Source organism: Aminobacter sp. LjRoot7 (genome assembly GCF_964252895.1).
Taxonomy (GTDB): domain Bacteria; phylum Pseudomonadota; class Alphaproteobacteria; order Rhizobiales; family Rhizobiaceae; genus Aminobacter; species Aminobacter aminovorans_B.
This window is the reverse complement of record NZ_CAXUPX020000001.1, coordinates 529,622-544,640: the sequence shown is the minus strand read 5'-3', so window position 1 is coordinate 544,640 and position 15,019 is coordinate 529,622. Positions and strand designations below refer to the sequence as shown.

Genomic DNA, 15,019 nt, shown 5'->3' with positions numbered 1-15,019 from the left:
GTAAGTGGTTAGCGGTCGCGCATGATGCAATAGGCGAGCTCTGGCGAAAGCCGGTGCACGATGCGCAAAAGCTTGGTCTTTTCGATCCAGATCTCGTCGAGGCCGCGTTCGACGCCGGCAAGGAGGTCGGCGGCAGCGCGCGCCGGCGGATACTTCCGGAACGAACCGGCGCGCGACAGCGTGGTGTCGACAACCGTCATGACGGCTTCGGTCACCTGGATCGAAAGCTTCGCAGCACGGCACTGGTCGCGCAGCGAGCGGGTGAAGCTGCGCAGGGCGGCCTTGCTGGCGCAGTAGACGGCGGCCTCACGCTTCGGCGCGATGGCGAGGCCGGAGGTGATGTTGACGATGGCCGCAGAGGAATGAGCGGACAGCACCGGTAGCATCGCGACCGACAGCTGCAGCGGTGCGGTCAGGTTGACCGCAATCTCGGCTGACATGGCGTCGAGCCGGTCCAGGCTGTTCACCGTCAGGTCGGCGTGATGAATGATCGCGGCATTGTTGATCAAAACGCTGCATTCTGGGCGCGTTTCGCGAACCCATTGTGACAGGGCCTCGGCACTATCAGGCGAACCGAGATCGGCCTGCATGATGGTGACCGAACCATGGAGCTGCATCGCCAATGCGTCCAGCGAGGCCGCGTCGCGCCCGATCGCGATCACATGCGCACCCTTGGCGACCAGCTGGCGGGAGAGCTCCAGGCCGATGCCGCGCGCGCCGCCGGTGACGAGCACGGTCCTGTTGTTGAAGTCGAAACTCTGGTGCATTCCCTGACCCGGCCGGCTTGGCTGTTGACCCCTGTTTGGGTGCGGGAAATATTGCTAACAATCGCTCGTCCCACTACTCGCATCCGAGAAACGCTTTGAAGTCCAGGCTGACCCCCCGCAAGACGCCGCGGCAAGAGCGTAGTGCGGTCACTTGCGCTGCGATCCTAGAGGCGGCTGCTCGCATTTTGGAGACGTCGGGCAGCGAACGACTCACCACCAATCATGTCGCAGCCCTGGCAGGCGTTTCTGTCGGCACGCTCTATCAATACTTCCCGGCGAAGGAGGCGATATTGGCCGAGCTGGTGCGCCAGATGCGGCAGGAGATGCTGGCGGATTTTGTGAGCGCTGCGCGCGACGCCGAAGGCAAGGGGCTTGCCCATGCCGTCGATGCCATGGTGGCGGCGAGCCTGCGCCATCATCTCAGGCGGCCGGCACTGGCACAGGCGCTTGAGCGCGAGGAGCTCGAGCTCAAGCTGGACGAGGAGACGGTGGCCCTGAAGGCGGACATGCGCGACCTCGTCGTTGCCGTTCTGCGCAACCACGGCATCGAACAGCCGGAGCGGACGGCGTTTGACCTGATGTCGCTGTCGCGAGGCATCGTCGACGCCGCCGTTCGGGCCGGCGAGCGCGATTTCGACGATCTGCAGGCACGGCTGCGACGGGCGGTTGCCGGCTACCTCGGCATGGCTGCCTAGCTGCTCTTGGTCGGGTCACCGACCTCGGCATTCAGCCGCACCGCTTCCCGGACGAGCTTTTCGGCGAGAGCCATATCCACCGTGTCGCCCTCGCGATACTCCATGGTGGCGAGCTCATACTTGCCGCCGGCTTTCAGCCTTGGCTCGATGCCGCGCAACCGCTTGCCGCGCCAGAAGCCGAACAGCACGCGGGCTTCCTCGGCGCGGATGAGAAGCACCGGCCCGTTGGAAAAGCAGACGATGTGACCCCATTTGATGCGCGCCTCGGGATCGCCGGCGGCGCGGCTGGCGGCGCGCAGTGTCTCGACGATGTCGCGGCGCCAGCCGCTCAAGGCCGCGACATAGGCCTCGGGGCTTTCCGCCGGAACTTCCTTGCGCATCATCTGGGCTGTTCCCCTTCGGCTGGGACGCTATCCCGGTCGCGCCGGCTGCGCCATACGGTGTGCAACGTTCGAGGCTAGCTGCCGCCGCGCCCCAGTGCTGGCCCGACATAGCGGGCGCGCGGGCGGATCAGCACACCCGAGGTCAGCTGCTCGATGGCGTGTGCGACCCAGCCTATGGAGCGGGCGATGGCAAAGAATGCCGTCTCATGGCCGATCGGCAGCCCGAAGGTGCGCACCATCACCGCCAGCGCATAGTCGATGTTGGGGTGCAGGCCGGTGGCTTCGGTGATCAGCGTCGGCGCTTCGACAGCGAGGCGCCGGTCGGCGCCCGCTTCGGCCAAGGCCGCCAGCAGGCTGTCGGCGCGCGGGTCGCCATCGCGGTAGACGGTGTGGCCGAAGCCGGGGATGCGGTCGCCGATGGCGACGCGCTCGCGGATGTTGGCGGCGACATCGGTGGCGGCGAAATCGGCCACCATATGGGCAGCCAGCGGTCCGGCGCCGCCATGCCGTGGGCCCTTGAGTGCCACCAGGCCCGCGATCAGCGCATCGTAGAGGTTGATGCCGGTCGAGGCGGCGCAGCGCACCGTCCAGGTTGAGGGATTGAGCTCGTGGTCGGCGAGCAGTACCAGCGCGCGGCGGAAGATCGCCTGGGCGTGCGGATGGCTGGGCGCCCAGGCGTTGGCCACCTGCAGGTGAATCGGCGCGGGCGAGGGCGTGGTGCCGAGGATGCCCGAGGTGAGCAGGCGAACGGCCCGCGCTCCGACCTCGACGCGGCCCTGGCGCGAGCGGTTGAAGGCACGCGAATCGTTGCCGCCGGCCAGCGCCAGCATGGCGATGGCGCGCGGGATGGGCGCCTCGCCGGTGGTGACCGAGGCTACCGCGCGCATGGTGTCGCTGACGACAGGCATGTTGGCGGCGGCGAAGGGGTCGGCGTCGTTCATGTCCCACAGAAGCGTCGCCGCCTGCTCCAGCGTCGCATGTTCGGCGAGCGCCACCGCCTGGACGCCGCGATAGACCGAACCTTCGCTTGTGATGGTCGAAATCGCCGAGTCGAGAACCGGCGCCTCTGTCTCGCCGGCGCTGGCGAGACCGGCCGGCGCGCGCCGCGCCAGAAGGGCGCGGACATCGTCGGCGCGGTAGCGCCGGGCGCGGGCGTCATCTGACGGTTCGGATCGGATCAGGCCGCGGCTGACATAGGCATAAAGCGTAGCCGGCGAAACGGCGAGCTCGCCTGCGGCCTCGCGGGCGGAGAGATAGAGCGGTTCGGAGGCTTTTTTCATATTGATCAAGCTAATCAAGATTGATCAATATGAAAAGAGCCGCATCTTTCTGCAGTGCAGCAAGGAGCAAGCCCCATGACACTTCATCAGACCACCGCCGGACTGGACGGCGTGACCGCGGCCATGACCGCACTTTCCCATGTCGACGGCGAGGGTGGCGAACTGATCATCGCCGGCAGCCGCGTCGCCCAGCTGGCGGCCGAGACCGATTTCGAAGGTGCAGCCGCGCGGCTGCTTTCGGCAGCCGGCAAGGAAACTGACGCTGGTGAATTGAGGGCGAAGCTCGGCGAAGCACGTGTCCGCGCCTTTGCGCGGCTCGACAAGATTTTGCCCGCGACCGAGGGCCTGGCGCTCGGCGCCGGTTTCCGCGCGGCGATCGCCGCGATCGACAAGGAAGAGGGGCTCGACGACGAGGTCGCACTTCTCGGCGCGATGCCGGTTCTGGCGGCTGCTCTTGCGCGAAGTGCTGAAGGCCTGGCACCCGTGGCACCAGACGCCAGCCTCGGCCAGGCCGCCGACATGCTGCGGATGATGCGTGGCGCCGTGGCGAGCGACGCGGAAGCGGCGGCACTCGACGCCTATCTGGTGACGGTCAGCGACCACGGCATGAACGCCTCGACTTTCGCCGCCCGTGTCGTCGCCTCGACGCAGGCGGATCTGTTCATGGCGGTGACGGCTGGCTATTGCGCGCTTTCGGGCCCGCTGCATGGCGGAGCACCCGCGCCGGTGCTCGACATGCTTGAAGCGATCGGCAAGGCCGACAACATCGCCACCTGGATCGACGCGGCTCTGGCGCGCGGCGAGCGCCTGATGGGTTTTGGCCATCGCATCTACAAGGTGCGCGATCCGCGCGCCGACGTGCTGAAGCGGTCGGTGGGCACGCTGGGCTCCGAGGGCATGGATCTCGGTCTTGCCGCCGAGGTCGAGGGTTATGCCCGCGAGGCGCTTGCCCGCGCCAAGCCGGGCCGGCGTCTCGACACCAATGTCGAATTCTACACGGCGATCCTGCTCGGTGCGCTCAACATTCCACGCGAGGCGTTCACGCCCGTGTTCGCGGTTGGCCGCACGGCGGGCTGGGTCGCGCATGCGCTGGAACAGCAGCGCACCGGCCGTCTGCTGCGGCCAGCGTCGGTCTACACCGGGCCGATGCCGGCCTGAAGCGGCGGTCGCCAGCACTTCCGAAAAGCCCGAGCAGAATCCCGGGCTTTTTCATTTGGCAATTGCCTTTGACTGGCGCAACGCTAGTTGCGATTGGACAGCAAGCTTGAAGGGAGGGTGCGATGCGGCGGCTTGTGGCGAGCTCTGTAGGACTGGCGGCCATTTCGCTTGTTGTGATGGGAGCTGCGGCGGCACCGGCGCAAAAGCCCATTGGCATGGCCAATCCGGCCTCGGTGCATTGCGGCAACATCGGCGGCAAGCTCGAGATCCGCAAGGACGCAGCCGGCAACGAGACCGGCTATTGCCGCATGCCCGACGGCAGCATCTGCGAGGAATGGGCGCTGTTCCGCGACAAGAAATGCGTGGCGCCGAAGGACTAGGCCCTCAATAGAGGCCGGGCACGAGCCGCCAGGTGCGGCTAGCATAGGCGTCGTATTCGGCGCCGAAGTGGCCGCGCAACAGGCGTTCCTCGGAGAGGATGCGGGCGACCAGCGGCACCACGGTGAGGCCGACCAGGATGACACCCAGGCCGGAGCGGAAGACAAGCGCCCAACCGAGCGCATTGAACAGCAGGCCGAGATAGCTGGGATGGCGGATGAGCGCATAGATGCCCGAGGTGACCAGCCTGTGCCCCGATTGGATGGCGACAAGCCCGCTGAATCGGCTGCCGAGGACGAAGAACGGCCACAGCCTGAGCACGCCGCCGGCGGCGAACAGCACGACGCCGATCCAGCGGACCGTTTCGCCGCCGATGGCCCAGAAATCGATGCGGTCAGTGTAGGCAGGCAGGAAGGCACTGAGCAGGCCGATGACGCCGAGCGCCGGCAGCACCCAGCGATTGGCGCGGTCCTCCTGCTCGCCCGAGTTGAGATTTGCGCCGCTGACCAGGGCTGCGGCCATCAGGACGACGGTGAGGATCGCGGCAGCGGTGCGGGCCGGGTTGGCGAAAAAGGCCGCGAAGCCGCCCGCGCCGACGATGGCAAGCCCGAGGCTGACAAGCGTTCCGGCCACGCCAAGGATAAGTATCTTCAGAGAAGGCATAGTTTTTCGTGGCCCCGATGCGAGTGCTCCCATCTTAGCGGAAAACATGGCCTACAATGCAAGAGCGGCCCGCACGGCGTGTACCCGCGCGAGCCGCCTTGAGTATTCAAGAGTCCGGCCCGTTCTACTTTCACCGAGCGGTCCGGGTTACTTTCTTATTCCTTGCCGACATATTCGCTGAGCAGCTTTTCGTTGCGGGCCTTTTCGATCTTGGCCGTCAGTTCTGCGGCGAGGCGGTCGTCCATGCGGTACTTGACCAGATTGACGAGGGCGCCGGTGAGTAGCAGCACGCCCATGCCCCAATAGCCCTTGGTGGAGAGGTCGACCGGCGCTAGCCACAGGGACAGTGCGAGCATGAAGTAGGCGACGGCGACGGAAGCGGCGTTGAACAGGATGTAGGTCTGGTTCGGGCTCATGAATTCCTCCTTGGTTGACGAGATGTCGGGATCAATTGGTTGACGAGATTTCGGTAGCGGCTGCGAGGCGCTGAAGGACCTGGGTCGCGTCGATCCTGACGGGTAGACCGTGGCCGGCATTCGCCAGTCTCGTGCGGACTGCATCGCCGCTCAGTTCGTCGTCGATGGCGTCGATGACGAAGGCTTCCTCGAGCGGGTCGCTGCGGTCGTGGATGCGGGCGATGAGAGCTTCCGCCTCCTTGAAACCGGTGGAGCCGCCGAGCGAGCGGTTGAGGCCGCGCTGGGCGCGATGCTCGGCGTCGAGCGCCCTGGCCGAGATCAGGCCCTGGTTGAGGTCGACGATCTTGGCATGAGCCTTTTCGATGGAGAGCCGCATGCGGGTGATCCGCTGCTCCAGCGCTGCCAGCGTCGCCTGGCGAACGGCGCGTTCGTTCTCCAACTCGGCGATGACGGTTGCGCCGTCATGGGCCAGTTCATTGGCGCCGGCATGAAGCGCACTGGCGGTCCGCTGTTCGAGGTCGCTGATGCGCTGGGCAAGGCGCGAGAGTGCCGCCTGCTCGCCACGGTGCCGGATGACGATCGTTGCCAGGGTCTGCTTGGCGGCGCTCAGGCCGGACTGGGCATTCCTGATGTGCTGTTCGAGCAGGTCGATGGCAAAGCGGTTCTCAAGACCGGTTTCAGCCTTGGCTCCCGCTACCGCCAGCAACGACTTGAAGACATTCCGTATCATGCTTCCCTCCCTTGAACATTGTTCATATTTGAAGGCTACCACAAAATGAACATTGTTCAAGTAGAATTTTGAACGATGTTCATTTTGGCCATGTCGTGCTATCTGGATGGCAAGGCGGGCCTTCAACACAGGCAGGAAACAAGATGGCGCTGGATCGCAACGAGACGAAGGAGCGGGTGCTCGGCATCGCCGAGCGGCTGCTCAACGAAGGAGGCGCCGCCAAGTTGCAGGCGCGCACCATCGCCAGCGAGGCCGGCATCGCAGTCGGCTCGGTCTACAATCTGTTCGGCGACCTGACCGGTATCCTGCGGGCGGTCAACACAAGGCTGCTCGAACGGCTGGATGCGGCCGGCAAACAGGTGCTCGGCGATCTGGAGCGCCAGGGCGTGACCGATCCGGTCCGGCTGCTGCTGGCACTCGCCGGGGTCTATCAGCGTTTCGTTGGCGACAATCCTGGCAGCTGGCAGTCGCTGTTGGCCACGGGTCTTGCCGGACCGCCTTCCGACGAAACCAAGGCTTATGAGGAGCGGCTGTCCAGCAGCTTCTTGCTGATCGCCGATATTCTGGAGAAGAGCGGCCTGATAACCGATCCGCGGCGGCGAGGAACGGCGGCCCATGTCTTGTGGTCCAGTGTCCACGGCATCGTCACGGTCGGTTACGCGACCGACGACATCGAGGGCAGGCGAGGCGACGTGTCGGAGCAGGTCACGCTTCTGGTGACGACCTTCGTCGCCGGCCTCAGGCAGCAGGCAGGCGCCTGACGGGAGGAGACCCGCGCGACTGATGCCGCGCGGGGTCGAATGGATCACTTGCAGGTGGTCTTCAGCTTGCTTGCCTCGAGTGCCGCGCCGTTGAGCTTGAGCACCGAACCGTCGGTCTGGGTCAGCGAGGTGCCTGACCATGCGCCCTGGTCGGCAAGGCAGTTGAGTGGGGTGCCGACGACGGTGACGTCGCCGCGGATGTTTTCGGCAGGACCGGAGAAGTAGAGGCCGGCCTTGCTGGCGCCTTCGACGCGCATGTTGCCGAAGTCGATGTTCTTCACCGGGCCGCCGAGGAACTCCCACTCGCTGCCGTAGATGTAGGCGCCATAGGTGCCGGCATTGGTGATGGTGACATCCTTGAAGCTGATGCCGGAGACGGGGTTCAGGAAGATGCCGGCATTGCGGGTGCCGTCGATGGTGAGGCCGCGGACATTGACGTTGGTCGTCACCGCATCCTCAGGCAGGGTCGAGGCGGTGACGAGCATCAGCCCGTTGATGCCGCCCTTCAAGGTCATGTCGGTGATGGAGACATTGGAGGTGCCCTGGAGCACCACCAGGTCCATGTCCAGGCCCTGTTCCGAATTGTCGACGGTGACCTTGTTCATCGTCACGTCGTTGGCGGCGACGAGCAGGATGCCTTCGCGGCGTGACTTGCTGATCTTGACGTTGTCGATGACGATGTCGCTGGCGGCATGGGTGATCACCTCCGGCCAGTCGCTCTGGTCGATCCGGCTGCCGGCGAAGATGCCGTAGGTGACGCTGTCGATCACCGTATCGCGAACCGTCAGTCCGCTGGTGCCGAGCGCGGCAATTGCGGCGTGCGGTGCGCGGTTCGGCCGGCCGACGGCGAATTCGCAGTTGGTGTTGCTGTTGCAGATGTAGAGATCGTGGATGTTGGCGCCCGATATCGTGGCGCCGGTCACGTTGTCGAGCCGGATGCCGTCGCCCGCGGTCCCGGAGATGTCGACATTGCTGATCGCGATGTTCGATGCGCCGTTGGAGGCGATGCCGGCGAGGCCGCCGGTGATCGCCAGTCCTGCGATCTCGCTGCCCGAGGCCATGCTGACGACGTTGGCAGCCGGGTTGGTGCCATGCAGAGAAGCGAGCGCGCCGTCGGCGCGGAACGCCGCCTGGATGCGGCTGTTGACGCCGCGCACGGCGATCGAACCTCCACCGCCGACCATGTGCTGGACGGCACCCAGTTGCAGCGTCTGGCCGAGCGTGATGCCGCCATTGGCGAGCACCAGTGCGTTGGTGCCGGCGGTGGTGAGCGCGGCATTGATGGCCGCCGCGTCGCCCGTTGCCTGCGAGATCGAGACGACCTTGCCGACGGCCTGGCCGCCATGGACGAATTCGGCCGTTTCGATCACGCCATCCCTGTCGGCATGGGTGCGGACGAAGTCAGAGCGTTCAACGCGCTGGAACATCGGGTCGAAGGCGGCTTTGCCGGTGCGGCTCGATCCGCCGAGCGGCACGCGCAGCCGCGCGGTGAGGCCGAATTCGGTGCGGTCCTCGTTGTCGTAGGAAACAGAGGCGCCGAGCGCCAGCGTCGAGCCCGAAACACCGGGCAGGCCGGAGAAGCTGACTTCGGTGCGCGCCTTGACGCCCAGCGTGTCGTCGAGGCCGCGCGCGCCGTCATACCAGTAGGCGCCGCCAAAGACCTTCATCTCGACGTTCATGCCTTCGGGGAAGACGGGCAGGCGCATGCCGGCCTCGGCGTCGGCGCCGGTACGGGCGAATTCGCGACCGGCCTGGAACTTGAGCTCGCTGCCGGAGACGAAGGCGTGGCTCAGGCTTGCGGCGACCTTGTCGTCGCCGAGCGGCAGATAGACGTTGGCGCGCGCCTCATAGACCGGGCCGAGCGCTTCGACGCCGAAGGACAGTTGGTTGAAGGTGTTGCCGTGTTCGCTGTTGAAGACGTCGAGATAGCCATAGCCGCCGAGCAGCCAGCCGCTCTCGATGCGGTGGCGGTAACCCATGCCGAACGAGGCCTGCCGTGCCGAGCCTTCGACGAAATGGCCGCTGGCGTCGAAGAACACGCCGTTGCCGCTGTCGAGCAGGAACGGCATGAAGATGCCGATGCCGCCATTGCCGTGGCCATAGGCGAGGTTGCCTTCAAGTTCGAGGATCGGCTGCTGGGCTTGCGCGAAGGCGCAGGTCGAAAGGGCGGTGCCGGAGGCCAGCGCCGCTGCAAACAGGCTTGGGAATTTCATGATGAGGTACTTCAAATTTCCGATTGAACGTCGGTGAGCTATAATACCTGAATAAAAGAGTCCAGATTAAACTGGAGAATGCATGGCGCCGCCTGTGGACGACATTTTTGCCTTTTGTTTCAATGCGTTGAATCTAATTTAGGACCCTGAAGGGGTGCGTTTGTTAGAAACGGCTGCGGACGCTGGGGCAGTCGGTGGCCACTGCAAGAGACCAAGCCGGTTGTCATCGCATACTGCGGCAAATTGGCTTTTCGTTGGGCCAGGCAGGCGCGCCGGGCAGCAGCTCGTGCCGCCCGGGGCGTTTCGCTTCTAATTGGACGGCGGTGCCGCGACGACAAGTGCCACGATGCGCCTGACCAGCGGCAGGACGAGCAGCAGCGTGGGGAAGGCTACCAGCCAGGACAGCGCCCAGGCGGCGGGCCAGGTCGACAGGAAGTCGGGCGTCGGCCCGAGGCTTTTCAGCGTCGAGATGGCCGAGACGACGGACGACATCAGCACCGACAGCACAAGCGGCATGATGATGGCAGCGTAGCGCGCGGGCAGCTTGCCGCGCGAACGGGGATGGGAACGTAAGCTCATAAGATCACTCTTTGGGAGCGGTCGTCGATCACGAGAGTGCAAGTCATGGCATTCCTCCCGGTTGCGACCGGTTGAATGCGTTGCTTGACGTGAGACGCTTACGGCATGCGCTGAAGGCAGCGCGGCTTAGATAGCTTCGGCTGCAACAGAATGCAACGGTGTCAGCTATAGCTTTTCGGGTGGCTTTTGCCTGATGTCGTCTTGCACTATGGTCGCCTCACCTTGAGGGAGGACACCAGTGTCGATCGAATTCCTGCTGACCACGTTGATCATCGTCGCATCGCCCGGCACGGGTGTCGTCTACACACTGGCGGCAGGGCTGTCGCGTGGTGGCAAGGCAAGCGTGCTTGCGGCATTCGCCTGCACGCTCGGCATCGTGCCGCACCTGATCGCGGCACTGACCGGCCTTGCCGCGCTGCTGCACACCAGCGCGCTGTTGTTCGAGATCGTCAAATATGCCGGTGTCGCCTACCTGCTCTACATGGCCTGGCAGAGCCTGCGCGAGCATGGCGCGCTCAAGGTCGAGGCCAATGCCGATCCGCGCAGCGCCTGGCAGGTGCTTGTCGACGGCATCCTGATCAACGTGCTGAACCCGAAACTGTCGATCTTCTTCGTTGCCTTCCTGCCGCAGTTCATCGCGCCGAATGAAGCGAACGTGCTCGGGCGCATGCTGGAGCTGTCCGGCGTGTTCATGCTGGCGACCTTCGTCATCTTCGCGATCTATGGCCTGTGCGCCGCTGCCGTGCGCGACAAGGTGACGGGCAGCCCGCGCGTCATGACCTGGATGCGGCGGACGTTTGCCGCGGCCTTCGTCATGCTCGGCGCCAAGCTGGCCCTGACGGAACGCTGAGAGTGGCCCTGTCGGCCGGGTTGCCCGGTAGCTGTGGCTGCGCTTTAGTCGGGCTCGACGAGATTTCGAGCCGAGCCCGACGACATGCAGTTCCACATTGCCCTGGAAGATCCTGCCAAGCCTGACGTGATCGCGCTGCTGGAGGCGGGCGATGCTTATGGTGCCTCGCTCTATCCGGCGGAAAGCAACCATTTCCTGCCGCTGGATGCATTGCGCGCGCCGAATGTGCGTTTCGTCGTTGCCCGTGACGGGCAGGGCACGGCTGTCGCGACCGGAGCCATCGCGCTGTCGGACGGCTTTGCCGAACTGAAGCGCATGTGGGTGGTGCCCGAAGCCAGGGGCAAGGGCATCTCGAAAGCCATCCTGGCCGACCTCGAGGCGCGGGTACTCGATGCCGGCCATTCGGTGCTGCGCCTGGAAACCGGCATCGACAGCCACGAGGCTATGGCTCTCTACGAGCGCAAGGGCTTTGTCCGCCGCGGGCCTTTTGGGGACTACCGCGAGGACCCGCTCAGCGTGTTCATGGAGAAGCAGCTCGGCGCGGCCGCCGAGACTGCCTGACCGGGTTTTGGGAAGCGCTGCTGCCTATTTCGCGCTGGCCGGGAAGGCAGGCAGCTTGGCGATGTCGTTGGCATCGTGCTGGACGATGAGCGTCGCATCGAGCGCCTTGGCCATGTCCTGAAGCCTGTCCATCGACGCCAGCGACTGTGCCCTGTCGACGTTGAAGGGCGGCACGCCATTGTTGGCGAACTGCTCCTCGAAATGCACGGTGTCTCCGCTCAACAGTACCGGTCCCTTGCCGGCGAGTCGGACCAGCAGCGAATAGCTGCCATGGGTGTGGCCGGGCGTCGACAGCATGACGACGGAGCCGTCGCCGAACACGTCCTTGTCGCCTTCGACGGTTTCGAGCACAGCCTTGCCATCGAGCCATGGCTTGACCAGCGACGGATCGACGGCGAAGGCCGGCGGCTCTGCCCGAAAGCCATCCAGGTCGGCCTTGCCGATCAGCAGCCTGGCCTGCGGGAAATCGGTGGCCTGGCCGACATGGTCGAAGTGGTTGTGACTGATGCCGACGGTTTCGATCTTTTCTGGTGCCACGCCGATCTCGGACAGCTGGTCCTTGATCGTCGTTGCCAGGCTCGGCTTCATGCCGCCGCCGTCCTGCGATGCGCCGAGGAGCGCTGCCGGCAGGCCGGCGTCCCACAGCACGTAGGATGCGTCGTGGCGGATCAGGTAGCAGCTGTCGGTCAGTGTCCTGGTTTCACCCTGGTAGCGCAGCGTGTCGGAAAAGGCGGAGAGATCGCCGATCTTGATCGATCCGCAGTCGAGGCGCCAGAGTTCGGTCTCAGTCGCTTGTGCGGCACCGAAAGCCGGCAGCGCCAGCATGGCGGCCAGCAGAAATTGTCCAGTTTTCACGTTCGGATCTCCTTGGATGCTGCGGCGGCGTCGATTGCCGGCGCGGCGCCAAAATGGTCCGTGGGTGCAGGGGAGGCGTGCCTGAAATTGGCGCCATATGTGCCCGAAACGCTCAAAGTGAAGTCGACAGCGCCATGGCAGGCGCTAAACTGCTGGCATGCTCAAATCTGTCGAAGACGCCCAAAGCACATTGTCGCGACGCCTGCTGCAGCTCCTGCGGCCGCTGGCGATGTCGAGCCGCACGGCGCGCGGCCCCGGCCTGCACACGTTTGCCCGCCAGCTGTTCAGCTATTGCTGCATCGAGCGCGAGCGGCTGGCGAGCGTGGTTTCGGAAATGCCGAGGATCGGCATCGTGCTCAGCGGCGAAAAGGAGTTCTGGCTCGGCGACGCCGGCCAGCGTTTCGTGGCCGGCGACGTGTTCGTGCTGCCGGCGGGCACGCCGTTCGACGCTGTCAACATTCCCTCGGAGACGAGCGGCCTCTACGAGTCACTGCTTGTCGAGGTCACCCAGGTGCCGAAATGGGTGCAGGAGATGCCGGGCGCTGCCCGTCCGGTCGCCGGCTTTGACCTGCGCGTGCCGTTGTCTCAGGAGCTCGTTGATGCGCTCGGCCATGCCGCCATCTCGCTCGGCGGTTCCGACCATGCCGCGGCGCTGGCCGAACATCGCCTCGCCGAGGTGCTGATCCTGCTCAGGAAAATGCCTGTGGCGCAGCCGCTGTTCGAGCAGTCGCTGGCCGAGCGTGCGGCATGGCTGGTGGCGCGCGCGCCCGCGAAACGCTGGACGGCCGAGGAGATCGGGCGCGAGCTCGGTGTCGGCGCCTCGACGCTGCGGCGCAAACTTGTCGAAGCGGGCACGTCGCTGCGCGGCGTCCAGGCTTCGGCCAGGATGCAACTGGCGCATGAGATGCTGGTGCGCGGCGACGGCAACATCACCGATGCGGCGGATGCGGCCGGCTATGCCTCAAGGTCGCATTTCGCCCGCCGATTCCAAGCGGTTTATGGGGCGACACCGGCCGAGGCGCGGCTGAAAGGGGCATCGCGGCAAAGTTGAAACGACCTTGCCGGAAGCCCGGCAGGGGAGGATACTGCCTTCCCGTGGATGCATTTGAGGGCGATGACCCGGATGCCCGCCCCGGCAGTACGCCGTGCTCCGTGGCACCGGAGGGAGGTGTGCCGTGACGACATACATCATGCTGATCAACTGGACCGACCAGGGCGTGCGCGACGTGCGTTCATCGCCCAAGCGGCTCGATGCGGCCAAGAAGCTGCTCGGCGACATGGGCGGATCGTTCAAGCAGTTCTATTTGACCATGGGCGAATACGACATGGTGGCGGTGGCCGAAGCGCCCGACGACGCGGTGGTGGCGCGCTTTGCGCTGATCCTCGGACAGGCCGGTAACATCAGGACACGCACGCTGAAAGCCTTCCCCGAACTTGCCTATCGCGAGATCATCGCCTCGATGGGCTAGTCGCCTGGCACCGGGCGCAGGCATGGCGCATGCGCCCGGGCCGAAACGCCTCGACTGAATCAAGACAAGCGTCTAAGCTTCGGAAAAACAACGGGAAGAACCAGATGTCGTTTCTGAAGAGGCTATTTGGCGGTGGCGGCGGATCGGCCGAGGCGCCGGCATCGACGGTGGCCAAGGAGATCGAATACAAGGGCTTTGCCATCAAGGCGATGCCCTACAAGGAAGGTGGCCAGTTCCAGACCTGCGGTATCGTTTCCAAGGACGTCGACGGCGTGGTCAAGGAACACAAGTTCATCCGCGCCGACCGTTTTGCAGCGCTCGACGACGCGGTCGAGGTGTCGTTGACCAAGGGGCGCCAGCTCGTCGACGAGCAGGGCGAGAAGATGTTCGGCTGAGGCCGATTGTCTCCGGCCAGGCTTCGTTCGCCGCGATGCCATTCCATTATGTTGCTCTAATGCAACTTGCTGTCGCAATGAGGTTGCGTACTGCGATCCTGCCTTGCGTGACGGATTCTTGAAACCCTAGGGTGGTTACAACCGAATCTGGGGACTGGCATGAAATCCGTTCTTCTCGCCTCAACTATCCTCCTCGCCGCGACCGGTGCGAGCATGGCGGCCGACGCAGTGGCGGCTGACCCGGTGGCAGCACCCTACAACTGGACCGGCTTCTATGCCGGCGTCCATGGTGGCTATTCCTGGGGTAGTGGCGATGGTGCTTATCCCCAACCTGGTGTCGGACGGTTTGAGACTGCCTATCCCGAGGCGCGCGGAGGCCTACTGGGCGCCCAAGTTGGCTACAACCATCAGTGGGGTTCCTGGGTTCTCGGCCTGGAGGGTGATCTGTCCTATTCTTGGGCGGACGGAAGCTCCAGGATCAACGAATTTCCCGCCGAGACGGATAATGGCGCGCGCAACGACAACGAGTATTCATTCCTTGCCAGCATCACCGGCCGGGCCGGCTACGCGCTTGACCGCACCTTGTTCTATGGCAAGGCGGGCATTGGCTTCACCCGGCTCGAAATGGACGATTACACGGACCCGGACACTTTCAATTCGCGCGGCTCCAAGACCCTGACGGGCTGGACGATCGGCGGTGGCGTGGAGCATGCCCTGAACGACAAGTGGTCGGTGAAAGGCGAATATCAGTTCTACCGTTTTTCGGGCGACATCGCCGTGGACGATCCTATTCCGTTTCGCACCTACGAGGGTGATTTCAACGTCCACGCCGTCAAGATCGGCCTGAACTACAAGTTCTGAGGCGT

Annotated in this window: 19 protein-coding genes; 10 read left to right on the top strand and 9 right to left on the bottom strand. The window is 64.8% G+C overall.

Annotation, left to right across the window (positions count from 1 at the left end):
• Positions 1–8: 8 nt before the first annotated feature.
• Positions 9–767, bottom strand: a complete 759-nt coding sequence (locus ACSQ3E_RS02600) for an SDR family oxidoreductase (protein WP_436121502.1) — start codon at positions 765–767, stop codon at positions 9–11.
• Positions 768–784: 17 nt separating this feature from the next.
• Here ACSQ3E_RS02600 and ACSQ3E_RS02595 point away from each other — a divergent pair, with 17 nt between their 5' ends.
• Entirely contained in the window at positions 785–1,462 is a 678-nt protein-coding gene (locus ACSQ3E_RS02595) for a TetR/AcrR family transcriptional regulator (RefSeq protein WP_436121501.1), read from the top strand.
• Here the strand turns inward: ACSQ3E_RS02595 and ACSQ3E_RS02590 are convergent.
• Together ACSQ3E_RS02590 and ACSQ3E_RS02585 are read right to left on the bottom strand one after the other, a co-directional pair.
• Positions 1,459–1,845, bottom strand: coding sequence for a DUF1801 domain-containing protein (locus tag ACSQ3E_RS02590; RefSeq protein WP_436121500.1), 387 nt, complete (start codon positions 1,843–1,845; stop codon positions 1,459–1,461). The genes ACSQ3E_RS02595 and ACSQ3E_RS02590 overlap by 4 nt on opposite strands.
• Positions 1,846–1,919: 74 nt before the next feature.
• A complete protein-coding gene (locus ACSQ3E_RS02585) occupies positions 1,920–3,125 on the bottom strand; it encodes a citrate synthase family protein (protein WP_436121499.1) in 1,206 nt (401 codons plus the stop codon).
• Between the two features lie 75 nt (positions 3,126–3,200).
• Between ACSQ3E_RS02585 and ACSQ3E_RS02580 the strand changes: the two genes are divergently transcribed.
• The gene (locus ACSQ3E_RS02580) at positions 3,201–4,283 is read left to right on the top strand and encodes a citrate synthase (protein ID WP_436121498.1); all 1,083 of its coding nucleotides are present in this window, start codon (positions 3,201–3,203) and stop codon (positions 4,281–4,283) included.
• Between the two features lie 122 nt (positions 4,284–4,405).
• Complete coding sequence (locus ACSQ3E_RS02575) at positions 4,406–4,663, top strand: putative hemolysin (RefSeq protein WP_436121497.1); 258 nt, start codon at positions 4,406–4,408, stop codon at positions 4,661–4,663.
• A 4-nt stretch (positions 4,664–4,667) separates the two neighbouring features.
• Here the strand turns inward: ACSQ3E_RS02575 and ACSQ3E_RS02570 are convergent, their stop codons facing one another.
• From ACSQ3E_RS02570 to ACSQ3E_RS02560, 3 genes are all read right to left on the bottom strand, one after another.
• On the bottom strand, positions 4,668–5,324 hold the full coding sequence (locus tag ACSQ3E_RS02570) for a methyltransferase family protein (RefSeq protein ID WP_436121496.1): 657 nt from the start codon (positions 5,322–5,324) through the stop codon (positions 4,668–4,670).
• 155 nt (positions 5,325–5,479) lie between these two features.
• Positions 5,480–5,740, bottom strand: a complete 261-nt coding sequence (locus ACSQ3E_RS02565; RefSeq protein WP_115731274.1) for a YiaA/YiaB family inner membrane protein — start codon at positions 5,738–5,740, stop codon at positions 5,480–5,482.
• A gap of 31 nt (positions 5,741–5,771) precedes the next feature.
• A complete protein-coding gene (locus ACSQ3E_RS02560) occupies positions 5,772–6,470 on the bottom strand; it encodes a PspA/IM30 family protein (RefSeq protein ID WP_436121495.1) in 699 nt (232 codons plus the stop codon).
• Positions 6,471–6,613: 143 nt separating this feature from the next.
• Between ACSQ3E_RS02560 and ACSQ3E_RS02555 the strand changes: the two genes are divergently transcribed.
• Positions 6,614–7,231, top strand: a complete 618-nt coding sequence (locus ACSQ3E_RS02555; protein ID WP_436121494.1) for a TetR/AcrR family transcriptional regulator — start codon at positions 6,614–6,616, stop codon at positions 7,229–7,231.
• Positions 7,232–7,275: 44 nt separating this feature from the next.
• Here ACSQ3E_RS02555 and ACSQ3E_RS02550 read toward each other — a convergent pair whose 3' ends face one another.
• The gene (locus ACSQ3E_RS02550; protein WP_436121493.1) at positions 7,276–9,444 is read right to left on the bottom strand and encodes a right-handed parallel beta-helix repeat-containing protein; all 2,169 of its coding nucleotides are present in this window, start codon (positions 9,442–9,444) and stop codon (positions 7,276–7,278) included.
• A 309-nt stretch (positions 9,445–9,753) separates the two neighbouring features.
• Complete coding sequence (locus ACSQ3E_RS02545) at positions 9,754–10,023, bottom strand: DUF2798 domain-containing protein (RefSeq protein WP_436121492.1); 270 nt, start codon at positions 10,021–10,023, stop codon at positions 9,754–9,756.
• A gap of 238 nt (positions 10,024–10,261) precedes the next feature.
• Here ACSQ3E_RS02545 and ACSQ3E_RS02540 point away from each other — a divergent pair, with 238 nt between their 5' ends.
• Entirely contained in the window at positions 10,262–10,873 is a 612-nt protein-coding gene (locus ACSQ3E_RS02540; protein WP_115731279.1) for a LysE family translocator, read from the top strand.
• 84 nt (positions 10,874–10,957) lie between these two features.
• The gene (locus ACSQ3E_RS02535) at positions 10,958–11,434 is read left to right on the top strand and encodes a GNAT family N-acetyltransferase (RefSeq protein ID WP_436121491.1); all 477 of its coding nucleotides are present in this window, start codon (positions 10,958–10,960) and stop codon (positions 11,432–11,434) included.
• A 24-nt stretch (positions 11,435–11,458) separates the two neighbouring features.
• Here the strand turns inward: ACSQ3E_RS02535 and ACSQ3E_RS02530 are convergent, their stop codons facing one another.
• The gene (locus ACSQ3E_RS02530) at positions 11,459–12,289 is read right to left on the bottom strand and encodes an N-acyl homoserine lactonase family protein (protein WP_436121490.1); all 831 of its coding nucleotides are present in this window, start codon (positions 12,287–12,289) and stop codon (positions 11,459–11,461) included.
• A gap of 157 nt (positions 12,290–12,446) precedes the next feature.
• Between ACSQ3E_RS02530 and ACSQ3E_RS02525 the strand changes: the two genes are divergently transcribed.
• The 4 genes from ACSQ3E_RS02525 (at position 12,447) to ACSQ3E_RS02510 (ending at position 15,014) form a co-directional block, all read left to right on the top strand.
• A complete protein-coding gene (locus ACSQ3E_RS02525) occupies positions 12,447–13,340 on the top strand; it encodes a helix-turn-helix domain-containing protein (protein ID WP_436121489.1) in 894 nt (297 codons plus the stop codon).
• 124 nt (positions 13,341–13,464) lie between these two features.
• Entirely contained in the window at positions 13,465–13,758 is a 294-nt protein-coding gene (locus tag ACSQ3E_RS02520; RefSeq protein WP_310316651.1) for a GYD domain-containing protein, read from the top strand.
• Between the two features lie 104 nt (positions 13,759–13,862).
• Positions 13,863–14,153, top strand: a complete 291-nt coding sequence (locus ACSQ3E_RS02515; protein ID WP_436121488.1) for an HlyU family transcriptional regulator — start codon at positions 13,863–13,865, stop codon at positions 14,151–14,153.
• A 159-nt stretch (positions 14,154–14,312) separates the two neighbouring features.
• On the top strand, positions 14,313–15,014 hold the full coding sequence (locus ACSQ3E_RS02510) for an outer membrane protein (protein ID WP_436121487.1): 702 nt from the start codon (positions 14,313–14,315) through the stop codon (positions 15,012–15,014).
• Positions 15,015–15,019 lie beyond the last annotated feature (5 nt).